The 18,800-nt window shown below is 46.8% G+C and carries 13 protein-coding genes and 1 pseudogene; 5 read left to right on the top strand and 9 right to left on the bottom strand.

The genetic code is table 11. The features are described from left to right. Positions 1–1,000: 1,000 nt before the first annotated feature. The 6 genes from QP339_RS04755 to QP339_RS04730 form a co-directional block, all read right to left on the bottom strand. Complete coding sequence (locus QP339_RS04755; protein ID WP_284910619.1) at positions 1,001–3,232, bottom strand: Ig-like domain-containing protein; 2,232 nt, start codon at positions 3,230–3,232, stop codon at positions 1,001–1,003. Between the two features lie 365 nt (positions 3,233–3,597). Further along, on the bottom strand, positions 3,598–4,923 hold the full coding sequence (locus QP339_RS04750) for a helix-turn-helix domain-containing protein (protein WP_284910618.1): 1,326 nt from the start codon (positions 4,921–4,923) through the stop codon (positions 3,598–3,600). Continuing rightward, complete coding sequence (locus QP339_RS04745; RefSeq protein WP_284910617.1) at positions 4,895–5,128, bottom strand: helix-turn-helix domain-containing protein; 234 nt, start codon at positions 5,126–5,128, stop codon at positions 4,895–4,897. The genes QP339_RS04750 and QP339_RS04745 overlap by 29 nt, the downstream gene beginning before the upstream one ends. A gap of 178 nt (positions 5,129–5,306) precedes the next feature. After that, positions 5,307–6,656, bottom strand: coding sequence for an aspartate aminotransferase family protein (locus tag QP339_RS04740; protein WP_070616642.1), 1,350 nt, complete (start codon positions 6,654–6,656; stop codon positions 5,307–5,309). A gap of 121 nt (positions 6,657–6,777) precedes the next feature. Further along, positions 6,778–7,797 (bottom strand): PTS sugar transporter subunit IIC, encoded by a 1,020-nt coding sequence (locus QP339_RS04735; protein WP_070616640.1) that lies wholly within the window; start codon positions 7,795–7,797, stop codon positions 6,778–6,780. Positions 7,798–8,464: 667 nt separating this feature from the next. Continuing rightward, positions 8,465–9,541: a PTS sugar transporter subunit IIC gene (locus QP339_RS04730; RefSeq protein ID WP_070616638.1), complete on the bottom strand. Its 1,077-nt coding sequence runs from the start codon at positions 9,539–9,541 to the stop codon at positions 8,465–8,467. A gap of 286 nt (positions 9,542–9,827) precedes the next feature. Here QP339_RS04730 and QP339_RS04725 point away from each other — a divergent pair, with 286 nt between their 5' ends. From QP339_RS04725 to QP339_RS04705, 5 genes are all read left to right on the top strand, one after another. Beyond that, a complete protein-coding gene (locus QP339_RS04725) occupies positions 9,828–10,499 on the top strand; it encodes a helix-turn-helix transcriptional regulator (RefSeq protein ID WP_284910616.1) in 672 nt (223 codons plus the stop codon). A 184-nt stretch (positions 10,500–10,683) separates the two neighbouring features. Beyond that, positions 10,684–11,745 carry a siderophore ABC transporter substrate-binding protein gene (locus tag QP339_RS04720; protein WP_284910615.1) on the top strand — a complete coding sequence of 354 codons (1,062 nt, stop codon included), beginning with the start codon at positions 10,684–10,686 and terminating at the stop codon, positions 11,743–11,745. Positions 11,746–11,919: 174 nt separating this feature from the next. Then, positions 11,920–12,906 (top strand): ABC transporter permease, encoded by a 987-nt coding sequence (locus QP339_RS04715; protein WP_070616631.1) that lies wholly within the window; start codon positions 11,920–11,922, stop codon positions 12,904–12,906. Beyond that, the gene (locus QP339_RS04710; RefSeq protein ID WP_284910614.1) at positions 12,903–13,925 is read left to right on the top strand and encodes an iron chelate uptake ABC transporter family permease subunit; all 1,023 of its coding nucleotides are present in this window, start codon (positions 12,903–12,905) and stop codon (positions 13,923–13,925) included. Before QP339_RS04715 ends, QP339_RS04710 begins: the two co-directional genes overlap by 4 nt. Continuing rightward, a complete protein-coding gene (locus QP339_RS04705) occupies positions 13,922–14,674 on the top strand; it encodes an iron ABC transporter ATP-binding protein (RefSeq protein WP_284910613.1) in 753 nt (250 codons plus the stop codon). Before QP339_RS04710 ends, QP339_RS04705 begins: the two co-directional genes overlap by 4 nt. Positions 14,675–14,802: 128 nt before the next feature. Here QP339_RS04705 and QP339_RS04700 read toward each other — a convergent pair whose 3' ends face one another. From QP339_RS04700 to QP339_RS04690, 3 genes and pseudogenes are all read right to left on the bottom strand, one after another. Then, entirely contained in the window at positions 14,803–15,681 is an 879-nt protein-coding gene (locus QP339_RS04700; protein ID WP_284910612.1) for a glycine betaine ABC transporter substrate-binding protein, read from the bottom strand. Positions 15,682–15,774: 93 nt separating this feature from the next. After that, positions 15,775–17,529 (bottom strand): annotated as a pseudogene (locus QP339_RS04695) (ABC transporter permease/substrate binding protein). Then, the gene (locus QP339_RS04690) at positions 17,522–18,751 is read right to left on the bottom strand and encodes a quaternary amine ABC transporter ATP-binding protein (protein ID WP_070616623.1); all 1,230 of its coding nucleotides are present in this window, start codon (positions 18,749–18,751) and stop codon (positions 17,522–17,524) included. The pseudogene QP339_RS04695 and the gene QP339_RS04690 overlap by 8 nt, the downstream one beginning before the upstream one ends. Between the last annotated feature and the right edge of the window lie 49 nt (positions 18,752–18,800).

Here is an 18,800-nt window from a genome sequence, read left to right as displayed (position 1 = left end):
ACAGTTTTGTCCGTTTTCGTCAACTTCGGTGCCACGTTCGGTCGTTGCGAGGACTGATTTGCCATCTTTTCCATCCTTACCGTCAGCTACGAATTCTGTGGAGACAATTTCATCTTCTGTGAACTTGCCGTCGCCGTTCTTGTCAAAGTAGGTAATGAGCCATTGGCCTGGGTCGCCAGCTTCGTTTGGTCCTTTAACGAGGTGAACATAAGAGGACTTGCCGTCTTGACCAGGCTCACCTTGGTCACCCTTCTCACCTTTTTCGCCATCTTTAACGAAGGTTTCTTTGATGATATCGTTGCTCTCAGGATCTCTGACAATGATCTTCACACCTGATTCGGAGTTTGGATCATTTGGATCTTTCTCAACACGTTCACTTTCAACAACTGGGGTCTTACCGTTTTTACCATCGGTGCCGTCGAAGATGAATTCACGGCTGATTTCGCGTTCACCTGGGTCTACTTTCCCGTTGTTATTAGCGTCTTCGTGAACAATCATCCAAGTGCCTGGACGCTCTTTTCCGGTTTCATCAGCTTTGGTGCCGCGTTCAGTAGTTGCGAGGACTGACTTCCCATCTTTACCATCGGTTCCATCTTGACCTGGAGTCCCTGGAAGGCCTTGTTCTCCGCGCTCACCTTGATCACCTTTTTCACCGTCAGGGATGAAAATAGTTTTTTCATCTTCAAATTGATCCGTGTTAGGGTTATAAATTTTTACAGTTACGTAACTTCCCTTGACGTGCTTGCCGCTTTCAGGATGACTCCCTTGTCCACGATTGACTTCAACAATGGGTTTATTCGGTAGCAGCGGCTTGTCTGGTTGTTTGGGCCCAGGAATAACAAGTTCACGGCCTGTATTATAAACAATTTTCACACCGCCATCTGCTTGCGGCTCAGTTCTAATAATACTTTCAAAGTTATAGCCAAAAATCTGACTTTGGGCTTCTTGAACCACTTCTCGAGATACTTCGCGCCAGTATTGGCCGCGCATGTATCTAAAATCATTGGGGGTTAAAGTTAGGAATCCGCTCTGAATCGACATGTTCATATAGGACCCGAACGCGTCCATCACGGCCGGGACGAATTTCTTTGATTTGACCAGCTGGCAACGAGGGATTGTATTGGAAGTCCGTCTTATAAGAGCTATCTTCCACTGTCATTTCATAGGTCGATTGCTTTTCAACCACCCGTTGGTACACATAAGTAATTTCCTGGGTAACATCTGCTTTAAATTGACCAGCCTTGTAGCGTCCATCCGGATTGTATGCTGGACCATTAATAGGGTTCTCGGCCTTGACGAAGCGATAGCCTTCAATCGGTTTGGCCGAAGTTAGATAGGTATGCTTGCCTACAATCCCGGTTAAGGTCTCTCCATCAATATTTTTGTCGACACTCAGGACTTTACCGTTCTGATCGACAGTTTCATAGCGGTGGTGTTCAACGAAGGCTCCATATTTTCGATTCATTTCTGCCGAAGCATCACCAGAATTATATGTTTTTGACATGGTTAGAGGCTTCCAGCCGCTTGGAGAGGTGTTATCTCGACTATTACGAACAGATAGGTGGATCTGCCCCGACTTGGTAGCCGCCTCTGCCGACTTCGGAACATAATGGGCTTTAATAATATAGCGTTTACCTTGACTTAGACCAGCCTTGAATCGGTTAGACTCTCCTCGCCAGCCTGGCTTATTGTCCTTATCCCGCGTTTCGGTAATCCGTAAGTCTGTCACTTCCCGAACATCTGCGGGATTAAAATTAGGATTGTAAGAATCGGTGAAAGCCCGGTCATTAACGACTTCATAAAGTTTAAAATCGCGAATCTTATGTTGGTCAGCTTCCATAAAGAGCGTATGCGGACCATCCGTTACCGGCAGCCCATCACGGTTAATGTGGTAAACCACTTCTGTCACGACTTCAGGCCGACGCCGATCCGTCTGGGTATGCGTCCCATTGGTTAATAAATATTTCCCTCGCTTATCTGCCTGGTTAGTGGCATCAAAGTTATAGGCGAAGCCCTGTGTTTTCGCTTGATTGCCTACCTGGACCCTAGCTTGGTAGGTCTTATTATCGGTTGTGACCTTATCGTAGAAGGGTTGAAGACCTTGATGAATAAATCCTTGAATATTCGCCAAGTGGTCCACCCCGTTCTCGAAGACGTAAACTACCTTGTTAGTCTGGGCATCATAGTTTCCTCGCGCAAGAACTTGTCCGTTTAAAGACATGATATGCTGCACCGATGGCGGAATATTCAAGCCACCAGGGCGGAAATACTCGCCGTAATCAATGGTGAAGTAGTCCCCTCCCCTGACGCCCTGGGGTACGCGGAATCTCGTATGTAAGTATAAAGCTTCCCCACGATTATCATTGACCGTTTTGAGTTCTGTGGGATGGTTGAAATCCTTTGAACTTGTTAGCGTCAACTGATCCACCTGAATTAATGAATTTACATTCCGACCACTTTGGGATGCACGAGCTGATCGGGGCATGGCCATGTAGACATTGGCATACTTCCTCTGTTTCTCAAGGTATTGAAGACCTGCCTTGGTTATTTCCTCCTGCAGGCTAGTCGCATTGTGAATATGCTTCAAATTAATATGAGCTATTAAGCCCTCAACGTCTTCTGGCGCATAGACTTCCGCTAAGTGGGTCCGTAAAACTTGCTTAGGATTTCCTGCATTTTGAACTTGATGCGCTAATTGTTCAAGATTTGGGCCTTGAAGAGAATTCTTTTGACGACTAAGAGCGTCTAGTCCTTGCCTTGACTCGGCTTGTTTTTCTTCGCTATGGAAGCTCGCCTCGGTCAAACCAATCTTTTCTTTCTGTTGACCGGCTTGAACAACTTGGTCTGTCGCTTGCTTTTCCGCTTGGTTTTCGGACTGAGCACTTTCGTCAGAATCGATAGCCTTGTCTTCCCCTTTGGCTTCAGACGAAATTTCTTGCCCTGGCTGACTTGTGGCTGGCCCCACTTCTACCGGGGCTACTTGTTCAGCCGCTACTTCCAGCTGATTTCGATCAGCTTGCTTGTCTTCTGCCACTCCTTCTAAAGCAGCTGGCTCACTTGATGGAACATCCGTCAGATTAGCTGCATGGACAATCGCCATATCCCCAGCAAAAAGGAGACCTGCCACGACTGCAACGGAAGCCACTCCCACATTCAATCGTTTAATCGAATAACGGTAAAATTTATGACTTTGTTTTTCTCTTTGGACTTGTCTATTGTTCTTACCTACCATATCAAACTTTCCTTTCTTAAGCTTATCGACTGAGGCTTGTAGCTCTTAACTTGTCTTTATTTTGCTTGGTCAATCAAAGGATGTTTGGCTCCCTCGACTATTTTTTCCAAGTAAAAAAAAGCGATAAAGTCAGTAATTTATCGCTACCCCACTGACAAATGACTAAAACCGGTCAATTGAAACTCTAGCAAACTGCTAACTCTTCTTCTATCTATCCCCTTCAAACGGGAACCTGCTCCTTTCACTAAAATTTATCTTGATTATAATCATCTTTATTGTTTTCTTCTGTTCTTAATAAGCTTAAACCGTAAAAATGTGAAACCTCTTAATAAAAAAACTGACCCTTGCGAGTCAGTTGATCGTTCCTATTGGGTGAAGAGCATGTCAGACATGTTGGACGTATCTGAATCATTGATGGTCCGAACCGTCTCATAGATCCATAAGAAGGTGTTCACGTTAGGCATCGAATTGATATTAAAGATATAACGGCCGGGTGTGCTTGGAATGTCGAAGGTCGTCATGATTATTTGATAGGGGCTGTCTTCGAGAATCTCCTGCCAATTAATGGCCTGGTTGCGGACATGGACTGTCACATAGTTATGGACTATAGGATCCAATATGGCTTTATATTCCAGATCATACTGGAAATTCCCGGTATAAAGCAAGAGGTCAATTTTAACGATTCTATTTAGTTCAAAAATTGTATTCGGCCAAGCCACAATAAAATAGAAAGTAAAGCCAATCAGAAGCTGGTCAGAAATGTCGGTCATTATATTGAGCGACTGGATAAATTTCTTAATCATGGCTTGGACATCCACCACAAATTCTGGATTAATGCAGGCAACCTCATAAACTAAGTTACTCTGGTAGGTAATGGGATTATTCAAGATAACGTTCACATTCTTATCCATAGCAATACATAAATTGTATAAGATCAAAGAAATGAGCTGAATATCTTTTTCTTGGGCCGTCTTGAGTTGGTAGTCCGCCTTGAGCTGGTACATATCCGCTTCAAAATTAGCGATGCTTTGCTTAACAGCCGCGGGGACTCTCGAGTTCTCTTCCAAGTAAGACCGATTAAGCAGGGTTCCCGATGAAATTAATCCAGGAACAACTTGTGGTATAACTTCAAAGAGCGGATACCTGCCAGTCTGAGCTTGAAAATCTGTAAAAATATCTAAATTAACCATTAAAAGCGACAGCTCTCGTGTTGTTATCGGCCAGTCTGCCTTCTCAAGCACAAACTGATTGGCAAATCGTTCAAAGTTCAAACCGATCTGTAAATAAACTAAGGGGTTGGAAGAAAAGCTTTTGAGGTAAGGAGAGGTTGAGGCTAGCACCTCATATAAGTCAAAGGCCTGCTGTTGGCTAATGCTTGTAAAGGGCCAATCGGTATCCGATAGGTAATGAATTAAAGCAAAAGGGTAGAATAAGCGAATAGTCAATTCTTTACCCTCTAAGGCCAAGGGGGAAGTGGTCACTTCAAGTTCTAAATTTGCCTCATCGAAAAATTGGTTAATCTGTTTAATGGCTCGGTAGACCGAGCTACGGCTGACATAAATTTTCTGGCTGAGCTCTTCCACCGATGTATAAGAAACACGCATCAATTCAAAGAGCAAGCGATAAGTCACAGCTTCTTGGCTAAACTTTTTGAAGTAATAGTTAGCAGATACCATTTTTTTTGAAGGCAAGGTTTACCCAAATACCGGACTGGTTCACTTGGATCTCCTCTGGGAACAAACTTTGTATTTCGATTAAATCACTTTTGATGGTTGCATTGGTACACGACAGACGATCGGCTAAGTCCCCATGGGTGAGGTATAAGTCGTCTTCATTCTGGTAGATAGCGATCAATGCCAGCTGGCGTCGGTCCTTACTTCCAAGCAATCTCATCATGTCATCATCTCCTTACTCATCCTTACATTATTGACTCTCAGCTATCATTTAATCATCATAGCATATTATCAAGTAAAGATTTGTTTATTAAATCGAAGTCGGTAAAATTTTTGGTACGGCTTAGGAAGAACAAAAAATCCCTAGCCTAACTAGGCTAAGGAAGTATCAGCTTAAAGCCCTACCAGCCCAGGTCCACATGATCTGGAAGTTGGATCTCTCCAGCTTCTAAGGCAGCAAAGGCCTGGTCTAAGACTGCAAAGGCTTGCGTTAAAAGCTCTCGGCTAATCACTAGGGGCGGCTGGAAGCGGAGGACATTGCCCATCAAGGTGACCATGAGCACCCCGTGGTCAAAGAGATAGGTCATGATCTTGCTGGCAGCTTGGCTGTCCCTTTCCTTGGTCTCAGGGTCGGTCACGAGCTCAATACCCGCATTGAGGCCCAAGCACCGGACATCCCCTATGATCTGAGGATACTTAGACTGGAGGGATTGGAAAGCTGCTTGGGCAAAACGCCCGTCTTCTTCAGATTTTTGGACCAAGTTTTCTTCTTCGATCACATCGAGACTGGCGTGTGCAGCTGCAACACAGACGGGGTTGCCAGCCGAGGTGAAGGCATGGCCGGGTGAGCCGAGGCTCTCTAGGATCTCTGCTCGTCCCACCAAGGCAGAGAGCGGGAGCCCCGATGCTAAGGACTTACCGATTGCCATCAGATCCGGCGTGAGACCAAAGTGGTCGATCCCCCACAGCTTCCCCGACCTTCCGAGTCCCTGGTTAATTTCATCCACTGCAAAGAGGATGCCATGTTCTTGGCAAAGCTCATAGAGGCCCTGCATAAAGGCTTGGGGTGGGATAATGATGCCAGCATCACCTTGGATTGGTTCGATTAAGACACAGGCGACCTCTTCAGGGGCCAGGTAGGTCTCGAAGGCTAACCGGATAGCGTCCAGGTAACGCTCAGCTAGCTGGTCATCACTCTCCCCTGGTCTTCGCCGATAGGGATCTGGATAAGGCATGTGATAAACTCCAGGTAAAAGGGGCCCCATTTTGCGCCGCATATTGAGGCTGCAAGCCGACAGGGTCATCGCCCCATAGCTCGATCCATGATAGGCCCCAGTAAAACTGATCAGATAGGGGCGGCCTGTATAGGCGCGAGCGAATTTAATGATCGCTTCATTGGCTTCTGATCCCGAGGTAGAGAAGGAAACTTTCTTCTCGAAATGGCCTGGCGTCATTCCTGCTAAACGTTCAGCTAATGCTTCGAGCTGAGCTTGGTAGGAATAGGAGGGAATATAATGAAGCAAGTGTTCAGCCTGTTCTTGGATGGCAGCGACCACTTGGGGATGGCAGTGGCCGACATTGGCCGTTGAAGCGCTGGCTAAGAGGTCAATATAGGCCTTGCCATCCGCATCATAGACCAAGGCACCCTGGGCATGGTCCACCAGTAAATCCACATAATTAATCCGCGCAGCCGAACTAATCCGCTCCCCCGCTTCGATAAAGGCTTGGGCCCGACTTTCTTCTTCCATCATTAGATCTCCCTTCAGGCTAATTCATTCTTACCACTGATTGTAGCATGTTTCCGCGTCCGAAAGCATGAAAAAAGCTAAGCTGAATCAAGCGCTTAGCTTTTTTTCTTAGGCTCTAGCTTAACTATTCACGTTCGGCTAGTTCTTGTTTAGTAATGACTGGATAGTTCTTGAAGACTTTAGCCCCGAGGAAACCAACAATCAAGTTAATCACGATGAGGGCTAAACCAACGAGGAGCACTTGCATGGCTGGGTTGTAAGCAAACATCACCGCAAAACCAGCAATTGGCGTCGCTGTGCCTGGGGTTTCATTGACCATCTGCAAGAGGGCTACTAGAATCCCACTGCAAGCCCCACCGACAAAGTTAATGCCGTAGATTGGAATAGGGTTCGCTGAAGTCACATCAGCCTGGGTTAGGGGTTCAATCGCAAAGGCAATGGTGTCTTTGCGCTCACCCAGTTTGAGATGGTGGAAGATCATGTAGTTCATGAAAGAAGAGCCAAAGACTGCCAAAGCCCCGATAGCCATCGGAGTCCCTGTCAACCCAAGCATGGCAGTTAGGGCCATAGAGCTCAAAGGAGCCGTTGCAACCACAGTGATTACCCCACCGAGGATGATCCCCATAATCACTGGGCTTGATTCAGAGGAAGCAATTAAGATTTCGCCGATCTGTAAGAGTGAATTATCGACAAGTGGCGCAATGAAAAGGGCGATAGCCCGAGTAAGTGGGGCACTGATAATGATAATAAGAATTAAGTCAAGACCACCTGGAATATTTTTTTGCATCCACTTAACCAGGAAGGCCACTAAGTAACCTGCCAAGAAACCAGGTAAGATCCCTGTTCCAGAAGCAGCCAGACCCATCAAGACCGCATAACCCGGTTGAACACCAATCGCAATTGCAACCAAGATCGCTGCAGCGACACCACTCAGGGCACCATTAGCCATCCCAACTTCTTTAAGGAACTCAAGGCCAAGCACCGATCCAAAGAAGGAATCATGGAAGGCCTCTACCAGGAAGCTGGCGCAGGCTGCTGCAGCTAGGGCGCCCATGGCTTTCGCGCCGTGGGGAGCTTTATAGTTAAATAATGTAAAGATAGCTAGTACAACTAGCAACCAAATCGTACCGACAATAATATCCATAGTTTTATCCTGCTTTCTTAATCTCTGACTCGCTGAACACTGCCCCTTGCCCTAGTATAAGAGCTGATCGAATTATCCTGACAAGGGGAGACAGTGTTTTCAGACAAAAAACAATAAACCGCTTACATCACTGATTACAAGCTTTTCTTCTGGGTCCCCCTTTCCCATTACAACTTGATAAAAGCTTATCATGAAAGCGCCATCAATACAAATAATTTATTATTACAAGGATAATATTTTATTAATTTTTCTCGCTATAATATGAGAATTTAAATGTGATAAAATTCAGAGAAACTATTGTTAAGGTCAATAAACAAGTAAATAAAACACTATTTGTTATCGTATTCAAGGCAATAATTAAAAATTAATAAATACTCATTTTATCAGCAATATAATAGAAGAACAATAATAAAAATGATGAGAAAGATTTTTTTGAACATTTTTGTGAAAGTCTTCTTTTTGTTTTAAGATTGTATAAAAAGCTCAATTCCCTCTTTCAGCAGAGCCTTTTAGCTCAAAAAAGGAAGCAGGGGCTTCCCTAACTTCCTTAAAAAATAGTTTTAATTTTTTATCTTGGTGAGCAGTAATGAAAACTTTTATACCAGTTACTTTTTTGAGCAAAAGCTTAATGGTTGCTCACTAACACAATTTATAAAAACATTTTTTATTAGCTTGCTTGGTGGGCATAGTAAGCGTCTGAAGAAACACCGTCTGCTTCCTCTGAGTCTGCTTCTGCTTTAAGATCATCCAAACGATTGATAGGATAATTTTTAAAGCATTTCGCTGAAATATAAGCAGTCACTAGGCCAATCAAAGCACAGGCAACAGCCATAATAACAACCTTCATAGCAGGGTTATAGGCAAACATCACGGCTAGGCCTGCGAATGGTGTAGCCGTAGAAGAGGCTTCATTCACCATACCGGCAAGGGCTACAACAAGGCCGCACAAGCCACCCCCGATAAAGTCAGCCAGATATACTGGAAGCGGATTGGCTGAGGTGAGGTCAACCTGGGTCTTGGCTTCTAAGAAGACAGCCAAGCTTTCACGCGGACCCCCGAGTTTCAATTCGCGGTAGGTCATCCAGTTAACGAAGGCTGAGCCAAAGACGGCCATGGTCGTTACCCCCATTGGTAGACCAGTCAGACCGAGCATAGCAGATAGGGCCATAGATGAGATGGGCGAGCTGGAAACAACTGCCATGATCCCACCAACGATAATCCCCATGATAGCAGGCGCGGCATTAGAGCTAGCTTCAATACTCTTACCGATATTGAGGAGGGCCGCTTCGACAACCGGCTCGCTGGCGATTGCAATGAAGCGTGCTAGAGGAGCTACCACAATGATCATCACGAGTAGGTCCAGACCAGCTGGCAATTTCTTCTCAATATATTGAAGGATCCAATAGCAAGTGTAACCGGCAACCAGACCAGGAAGAATCCCTAAGCCAAAAGTAGCTGCCCCACAGAGCATGGCGGCCACTGGGGAAGCCCCCAAGGCAAGAGGAATCATACAGGCTGCGGCGGCCCCACCCATGGAACCGGCCGCCATGCCGACCTCACTGAAGAAGTCGGCATCGAAGATATTCCCCACAAAGGAATTGAGAAAAGCTTCCACTAAGAGAGTTGCACAAGAGGCATCCGCAAATGCTCCCATGGTTTCACGGCCTTTAGGAGCTTTGAAGGTAAAGAGCGTAAACAAGGCTAAGACAAGGATCAGGAGAGCCACTCCAATAATTAAATCCATATTTTTACTTCCTTCTTTCTGTATCTATATTTTTCATAGCGCTTACATTTTTTCTTTCTGCAAGTCCTTTCACATTACAGTTATCAACTTTAACAATGATTATTATTAGGGTCAACGCTTTCACAGCAGATAATAAATATTTATTCTTCTTCCCATCCCTCTCTCATCTCTAGCTTTTTTTCTTCTTATTCTCTAGCGGAAGTTTGTTATTTTTTTCGTTTGCGCTATAATGAATTTAAATTTAAGCATCGATGACTAACAGCGCTTTGTGAATGGAGGCCCATGAATGGATAAAGATCGACTCAAGCATTATATTGCCCTGGTACATTTTTTGGGAGAGGTCCTTGGCGACCAATTCGAAGTCGTGCTCCATATTTATGATGGTAAACGTATGTATATCGCAGAGATTGTCAACGGCGAGTTGAGTGGACGCAGCAAAGACTCCCCCATCACCAAGTTTGCCCTCGAATTAATGGAAAAGGAAGACTACCTCCAGCGCGATTACCTGGTCAATTATAAGACCCGGACAAAAGCTGGAAAAGTCCTCCAAGGCTCAACCTTCTTCATCAAGGATGATGAGAACCAACTCCAAGGGATGATTTGTGTCAATATGGATTATTCCAAGCAATTTGACCTGGCCGACCATATCATTAAAAGCCTCAAGCTCCCTATCTCCATTAAGACCTCCCAATTAGCTGAAAGAGAGGAGGCTTTTTCAAATGATTTCACGGAAATTCTGTCCGAAAATGTAAACGATGTCATCACTGAAATTATCGGTCCTGATCAAGTTCAGTCCAATCTTAGCTTAACACCGGAAGCCAAGCTCGATATCATGCGCCGCTTGGAAGCCAAGGGGGTCTTCAAGATCAAGGGAGCTGTCCCCCAAGTTGCCAAGGCTTTAGGTGTTTCGGTGCCTTCTGTCTACCGCTATCGACGCATGATCCAAAAGCAATCCTAGATATTTAAAGTGATTATAGTTTATAGATTCTAAATCATAAGAAGCTAGATTAAATTGGACTCATTCCCATTTGTTGGATTCTATAGTTTTTAAACAAAATCTTTGCTAAAATAAGGATATCAATTGAAAACCTTTCTCAATTACGAGCGGGATTTTCGAAAATAGCAAAGAAGAGGTTATTGATATGAAAGAAAAAGCATTAAAAGTCGCCCTCGTCTCCTTGTCCATGTTGGCGCTGGGCGCCTGCAGCCAGGGAGAGTCTGGTCAATCGAACCAGTCCAACCAAGCGGAAAGCAGCCAAAGCGCAACTAGCCAAACAGAAGAAAGCACAAGTGCCAAGACTGATGCGAAAGCAGAAACTGTTGAAATCCAGGATGCTACAGGTAAGGTTGAAGTGCCTAAGAACCCACAAAAAGTCGTTGCCTTAGACAACCGGACCTTCCAAAGCTTGGAAGAATGGGGCATTAAACCTGTTGCCGTACCTAAAGATGTCATGCCTGGAAGCTCCGCCTTCGTTAAGGATGATTCCGTACAAAACATCGGCAACCACCGGGAACCTAACCTAGAAATCATTGCCGCTGAACAACCTGACCTCGTGATTGTGGGCCAACGTTTTGCTGACTACTATGATGACATCAAGAAATTAGTGCCTGAAGCTACCGTGATTAACTTAGACATTAACGTGAGCGAAGACAGCGAGCACCCTGGCCAAGACTTAGTGGATGGCCTGAAGAATTCGAGCCTGGCCTTGGGTAAGATCTTCGACAAAGAAGACGAAGCTAAGAAGGACGTCGAAGCTTTGGATGCCTCCATCAAGCGGGCTAAAGAAGCCTACAATGGCGAAGACAAAGTAATGGCCTTGGTGGTTTCAGGTGGCGAACTTGGTTTCTCAGCGCCACACTTTGGCCGGGTATGGGGCCCACTCTACGATATCTTCAATTGGAAACCTGCCCTAGAAGTGGCTAATGAATCTTCTGACCACAAGGGGGACGATGTTTCCGTAGAAGCCATTGCCGAAAGCAACCCTGACTGGCTCATGGTCCTCGACCGCGATGCAGCCATTTCTAAGCCTGGTGAAAAATCTCAGCCAGCCAAAGATGTGCTCGAAAACGCTAAAGCCTTGGCCAATACGACAGCCGTTAAGGATCAAAAGATCGTCTACGCCCCAGAAGATACTTATACTAATGAATCTATCCAAACCTTCACTGAAATCTTCAACCGCATTGCCGATGCGATGAGTAAATAGTAGGTCCTGATATTTTCCATTCAGTTCATTCTCTGTTAAGATGAATGTGAATGAGTGGGCAATGACAAACCGACGATCATTCCGTTGAATTGGTCGCCGGTTTCTTTCGTTATCTAAATTATTATTGCCTAAGCAGCAAATTTTAGCATTTTCTCGCCTAAAGGAGGCAAGCCCATGCCAAAAAAATCCTATAAAATTAAATTACAGCAAGCCTTAAGGGGGCGCTGGGGCTTATTGGGCCTCGGCCTTCTCGTCGTCTTACTCGCCTATCTCTCCCTTAGGACTGGCGCTTATGATATCCAGGCCCATGAAGAGGGCTGGCAGATGCTCTGGATCACACGCTTCCCAAGAACACTTGCCTTAATGCTTTCCGGAACGGCCATGTCCATGTCTGGTTTGGTCATGCAACTCTTGAGCCAGAACCGCTTTGTTGAACCCACGACGACTGGAACCATTGAATGGGCGGGGCTTGGCCTGATCCTTTGCTATTTGCTCTTTCCCTCACCGAGCCTTTTCTTGCGGATGGGCTTTGCTATTATGGCAGCCTTTTTGGGCACCCTCATCTTTTTCTACTTTATGCGCAACATCCGCTTGAAGTCAGGCCTTTTGGTTCCCCTCATCGGGATCATGCTGGGAGCAGTTGTATCCGCTATTTCAACCTTTATTGGCCTTGCCTTCAATATGACCCAGTCCCTAGAAATTTGGTTCACAGGGTCCTTTGCCTCGATCCAGCAGGGACGCTATGAGTATCTCTGGTTGATTATCCTGGTTACCCTAGCCATCTACTTCCTTGCTGACCGATTGACCATTGCCGGCCTCGGTCGCGACGTGGCAACCAATCTCGGCGTCGACTACCAAAAGGTGAGCTTGCTCGGAACCGCCCTCGTCGCCCTAGCTGTCGGCATTGTCGCTAGCGTCGTCGGCTATCTCCCCTTTCTTGGACTCATCGTTCCCAATACCATTTCCCTATTTCGCGGCGATGATGTCCGGTCCAACCTGGTCTGGGTTAGCCTCATGGGCATGGCCCTGATCATGGCCTGTGACATCCTCTCCCGATGGCTGATCGCTCCCTTCGAGCTGCCCGTCTCTGTGATCTTGGGGACCCTGGGTTCTTTCGTCTTCATTAGCCTATTACTCTACCAAAGGAGGCATAAAACATGAAATTAAAGCCTCATTATTTTCCAGCCTTTACTAAGGAAGCTGACCGGCGCCGCTATTGGATCCTCTTTGGGGTCATCTTCTGCCTGGGTCTCGCTTTCAGCTGGGGGCTCATCTTCTACAATAACCCTGTAGCTATTGATTCCCCCTCCTTCTTTCCTGTCATTCAAAGGCGGTTGACCGCCCTCATCGCCATGGTCATCGTGGCTCTCTGCCAGGGCACAGCGACTGTTGCCTTCCAGTCCTTGACCCAAAATCGGATCATTACCCCTTCCCTGCTTGGTTTTGAAGCCCTCTATGTAGCTCTTCAAACCGCGATCGTCTTCTTCCTCGGGGTCCAATCCCTAGTCCAATTCTCGGGTCTAACGGCCTTCTGCATCCAATTGGTCCTCATGGTATCAGCCAGCCTGCTCCTCTACCGCTGGCTGCTGACAGGTAAGTACGCGGATATGCAGATTATGCTCTTAGTGGGGATGATGTTGGGCACAGGACTCAACTCCCTGGCGAGTTTCATGCGCCGGATGCTGGCGCCCTCAGAGTTCGATATCCTCCAAGCACGGCTCTTCGCTTCCGTTAACCATGCGGAAGCCGAACAATTCATCTTGGCCGTCCCCCTCTGTGTCTTAGCTATCACCGGTCTCCTGGCTCTCAGTTCCAAACTCGATATCATGTCCCTAGGAAGGGATGTTGCCAAGAACCTCGGCCTCAATCCCAAGCAGATTGCCATCCTTGTTTTAAGCCTTGTCGCCATCCTGATGGCCATTTCTACTGCCTTGATTGGGCCCCTGTCCTTCTTTGGCTTCCTGGTAGCCAATATCTGCTACCAGCTAGTTCCGACCTATGACCACCGCTATCTCTTCCTGATGGCCATTGCGGTCGCCTTTGCTGTCTTAACAGGTGCCTACTTCTTCATGTACCATATCTTCAATGCCCAGGGCGTGGTAGGTGTGATCATTGAGGTCTTCGGTGGTCTCAGCTTCCTCACCGTCCTCCTCAGAAATAAGAAAGGAGAATCCCTATGATCCGACTCGAAGGGCTCTCTAAAGCCTATAACGATGAAGTCAAAATCGGTCCCCTCGATCTCGAAATTCCTAAGGGTAGTTTTACTGCCCTCGTTGGTCCCAATGGTGCAGGCAAGTCGACCTGCCTGATGATGATTGGGCGCTTACTCCAAGCGGATAACGGCCGGGTCTACCTGGAAGGCCAAGCCATGGATGAAAGCAAAAGCCAGGACTTGGCCAAAAAAATTGCTGTGCTCCGCCAGGAAAACCACTTCATGACTCGGTTAACAGTCAAGCAATTGGTGGCTTTTGGCCGCTTCCCCTACAGCAAGGGTCGTCTCACTGAGAAAGACTTAGAAATTGTAGATAACTATATCCACTTCCTCAGCCTAGAAAAGCTAGCTGACCGCTATCTCGACCAACTGTCTGGTGGCCAACGCCAGCGTGCCTATGTAGCCATGGTTCTAGCCCAAGAGACCCCCTATGTCCTCCTCGACGAACCTTTGAACAACCTGGATATTGCGAGCTCTATCCAGATGATGATGCACCTCCGCCAGGTGGTTAACCAGCTGGACCGAACCATCATCACGGTCCTCCATGATATCAATATCGCCGCCCGCTACGTTGACTTCATCTGCGCCATGAAGAAGGGGCAGATCGCAAGCTTCGGCTCCCCCCGCGATGTCATGCAGACCCAGCAGCTCCAAGACATATTCGACGCCAACATCCGCGTCATCGAAAGCGAAGCAGGACCGATTGCTGTTTATTAAAGGCTAAACACAAAAGAGCCATAGACTGAAATTTTACTCAGTCTATGGCTCTTATTTGTATCATTAGTCCCTCCAAGTAAGGCCTAGGCTTCACTTAAAGCATTTCTTTTACAAAGGAATGGAGTTCTTTACTCTGCTAACCAACTATCGACCTTGTCTCGGTTAGCTTCAATCCATTTGTCTGCTGCTTGCCCTGGATCAGTGCCATCTGCAATATCTAGCATCACACTCTCCATATCTTCCATCTCCCACTCAAAGCGGTCGAGGATTTGATAGGCGCGTGGGTGGTCTTCTTTTAGACCATGGCGAACCATAGTGTTGATGGTTTCTTCGCCACCGAAGACCCCTTCTGGATCTTCCAAGTATTTTAGGTCATAGCTTTGGAACTTCCAATGAGGCGACCAACCTGTCACGACAATTTCTTCGTCGCGGTCAATCGCTTGACCGAGAGCAGTCGTCATGGCCCCCGTTGAGGCGGTTTCCATCTGCCATTGCCCTAAGTTAGGATAAGCGTCGAATGCTCTTTCAGTGGCCATAACAACGCCTGTCCCAGGTTCAATCGCTGTTATAGTCGAGCTAGCCTCGGATGACAAGTCAGCGATACTAGAGACCGACATATAGCTAGGAACGACCAAACCAATCTTGGCACCCCTTAGATTAGGGCCCAAGTCTTCCATCTGGTCGCCAAACTCATCATAGTAAGAACCATGAGTTTGTGGCAACCAAGCAGCCACCATGCCATCCACATCGCCAGAAGCTAAGGAAGCCCACATAACTGGAACATCAGCTGAAGTCATTTTGACTTGGTAGCCAGCTTCCTCTAAGACACTGGCAATCACATGGGTCGAAGCAATCTCCGTATCCCATTGGACATAAACCATTTCGATTTCTTCTTTATCTGAGAAAAGCTCGCCATCAAAGAGCGAGGACTTAAAGGCCCCCTCACTCCCTAGAGTGAAGACTAAGCCGACTAAGGCGGTTAAAGCTAATAGTATTTTTTTCATCATGACTTGTTTTTTAACTCCTTCTTAAAGGCTAAGAGGTCTTGAGACAGTTAGTCTTAAGCGGTAAAAAACAATTAATAGAATAGCTAAAGCTTTCTATTCTGCTAACCATTCTTCCACTTTATCGGGATTGGCGTCGATCCATTCAATGGCCGCTTGTTGCGGATCCTTACCGTTAGAGATTTCTAACATGACGCTTTCCATATCATCCAAGCTCCAATTGAATTGGTCGAGAATTTGATAAGCCCGTGGATGGTCTTCCTTGAAACCTTGGCGGACCATGGTATTAATGGTTTCTTCACCACCATAAACGCCCTTAGGATCTTCTAGATATTTCAAGTCATAGGCTTGGAATTTCCAGTGTGGGGACCAACCCGTTACGACAATTTCTTCTTCGTTAGAGATGGCTTGACCTAAAGCAGTGGTCATAGCACCGGAAGAAGAGGTCTCAACGGTCCAATCAGATAGGTTAGGGTATTGAGCCACAGCATCTTCTGTCGCCGCAACTACCCCAGCACCAGGTTCAATCCCAGTGATCACAGAACCTGCTTGGTTTGAAAGATCTTCAATGCTATTCACATCCATATATTCAGGAACAACCATACCGATTTTAGCCCCTTCGAGGTTAGGGCCTAAGTCTTCCATTTGGTCGCCATACTGTTCAAATTGTGGGCCATGGGTTTGGGGAAGCCATGCTCCGACCATCCCGTCAGCCTCACCTGTCGCCACAGCACTCCACATGATGGCATTATCAAGATGTGTAATTGTGACATCATAGCCTTCCCGGCGGAGGACTTCAGCAACCACATTAGTTGAAGCCACTTCCGTATCCCACTCAACATAAGAGAGGGTAATGGATTCGCCATTTGAACTTCCGCCTCCAGAGAAGATTGAAGACCGGAAGGCGCCTGGACTGCCCAAGCTAAGTACCAGACCTAGGACAGCCACGATGCCAAGTATAATTTTCTTCATAATCGTATCTGCCTCCTATTCTTATTTACGCTTATCTTCAGTTGCAAAGAGGGTCAAGCGGTCGATAATGATCGCCAGGATAACAATCCCGAGACCGGCCACGAAACCTGTCCCAACTTGGGCTCTCTGTAAGGAAGATAGGACGATCCGGCCGAGACCAGGTGCCCCGATCATGGAACCCGTTACCACCATAGAGAGGGCTAGCATTACGGTTTGGTTAATCCCTGCCATAATGGTTGATTTAGCAATCGGTAACTCCACTTGGAAAAGTTTTTGTGAAGGGGTCGAACCGAAAGCTTCAGCTGCCTCATCCAAGTCTTCAGGCACTTGACGGATCCCTAAGTTGGTCATCCGAACAGTTGGTGGGAGGGCGAAGATGACTGAGGCGAAGACGCCTGGCACCGTCCCAATCCCAAAGAAAGCAACAGCTGGGATGAGGTAAACGAAGGCTGGCATGGTCTGCATGAAGTCAAGAATAGGCTTGAGGACCTTTTGCACGGGATCATACTTAGAAGCAAGAATCCCCAGAGGTACCCCAATCACCACTGAGACCAGACTGGACACAAGGACCAAGGTGACCGTGTTCATTAGGTCAGACCAGAGCCCTTGGTTGAGGATGTAACCTAAACCAATCAAAACAAAGCTTGGCAGCGACCAGCTCTTATGGGAGATAAAGTAAGCTAGAACAGCTAGGGCAATGATGAAGATAGCTGGTGGAATCATCATCAAGAGGCCGGTTAAGCCGTCCATCACAGTGGAACCAAGGGATTGGAGGACATCGAAGAGACCACTAAAGGTATTAGTAATCCACTCAGTCGCTCCTTCCACCCAATCGGCCACTGGGAGTTGGTCTAAGGGAAATAAGGCAAGTTTATTCATCTACTGGACCTCCTTCATAGTCACTTGATGAGAGAATATCGATAATCATCCGGCGGTTAATAATCCCTAACCAACGGCCATTCTCATCGACAACCGATACCGGTAGCGACGCCCCTTGCAAGGCATCGAAGGTTTCATTAATGGTGGCATCCGGCGCAATGACAGGCACGTCAGTATGCAGGATATCTTCTAGGTTCAGGTCTTTGCCTGCTTGGTTTTGCTTACGGATATAGGCTAAGGCTTCCCCATCGTGGATGTAACCACGCAAGCGTTGGGAATCATCCCGAACCATAATTTGTGAAATCTCTTCCTCTTGCATCCGTCTGAGGGCCACACGCAAGCCTTCGCGGTCCATATTAATCACAAATTCAGGACGTTTCATGGCATTCTCAGCAGTAATAACCTTGGAACGGTCCACGCTTTCAACGAAGCGTTCCACATAGTCATTGGCTGGGTTCGTTAAGATCTCTTCACCGGTGCCGACTTGAACGACTTCACCATTCCGCATTAAGGCGATCCGGTCCCCGATACGGAGGGCTTCATCCAAGTCGTGGGTGATGAAGATAATGGTCTTATTCACCCGTTCTTGGAGGTCAACGAGTTCATCTTGCATGTCACGACGAATGAGCGGGTCCAAGGCTGAGAAGGCCTCATCCATCAAGAGAATTTCAGGATCATTAGCCAGGGCCCGGGCTAAACCAACTCGCTGTTGCATCCCACCAGATAATTGGTCAGGATACTGGTCCTTGTATTCCGCTAAGCCAGCATTGGCTAAAGCTTTTTCAGCAACCTTGCGGCGTTCTTCCTTGTCGACCCCTTGGACGGCCAAGCCGTATTCGGTATTTTCTTGGAGGGTCATATGAGGGAAGAGAGCGAAGTTCTGGAAGACCATGCTGACCTTCTTACGGCGTACTTCGCGCAATTCTTCTGCTGAAATTTTTGTCAAATCGTCCCCATCGATTTCAACGGAACCTGAAGTTGGTTCGATCAAACGGTTGATCATCCGTAAGAGAGTAGACTTCCCTGAACCAGAAAGTCCCATGATAACGAAGGTTTCCCCCTCATGGATATCCATGGAAGCATTGTCGACCCCAACCGTTGCACCGGTTGCTTTAACAATTTCTTCCTTAGTTTTTCCTTCATTAAGCATCTTTTTCGCCCGGTCGATTTGGCCGCGCGTTCCATAAATTTTTGTGAGATTGCGAATTTTTACTGAACTCATTCGTTCTCCTCCCTGTTTTTGATTTTTCTAGTAACAGTCATAATTCCAC

The organism is Aerococcus sp. UMB7834, from assembly GCF_030215145.1.
In the GTDB taxonomy this organism is placed as follows: Bacteria; Bacillota; Bacilli; order Lactobacillales; family Aerococcaceae; genus Aerococcus.
This window is presented reverse-complemented; position numbering and strand designations above follow the sequence as displayed.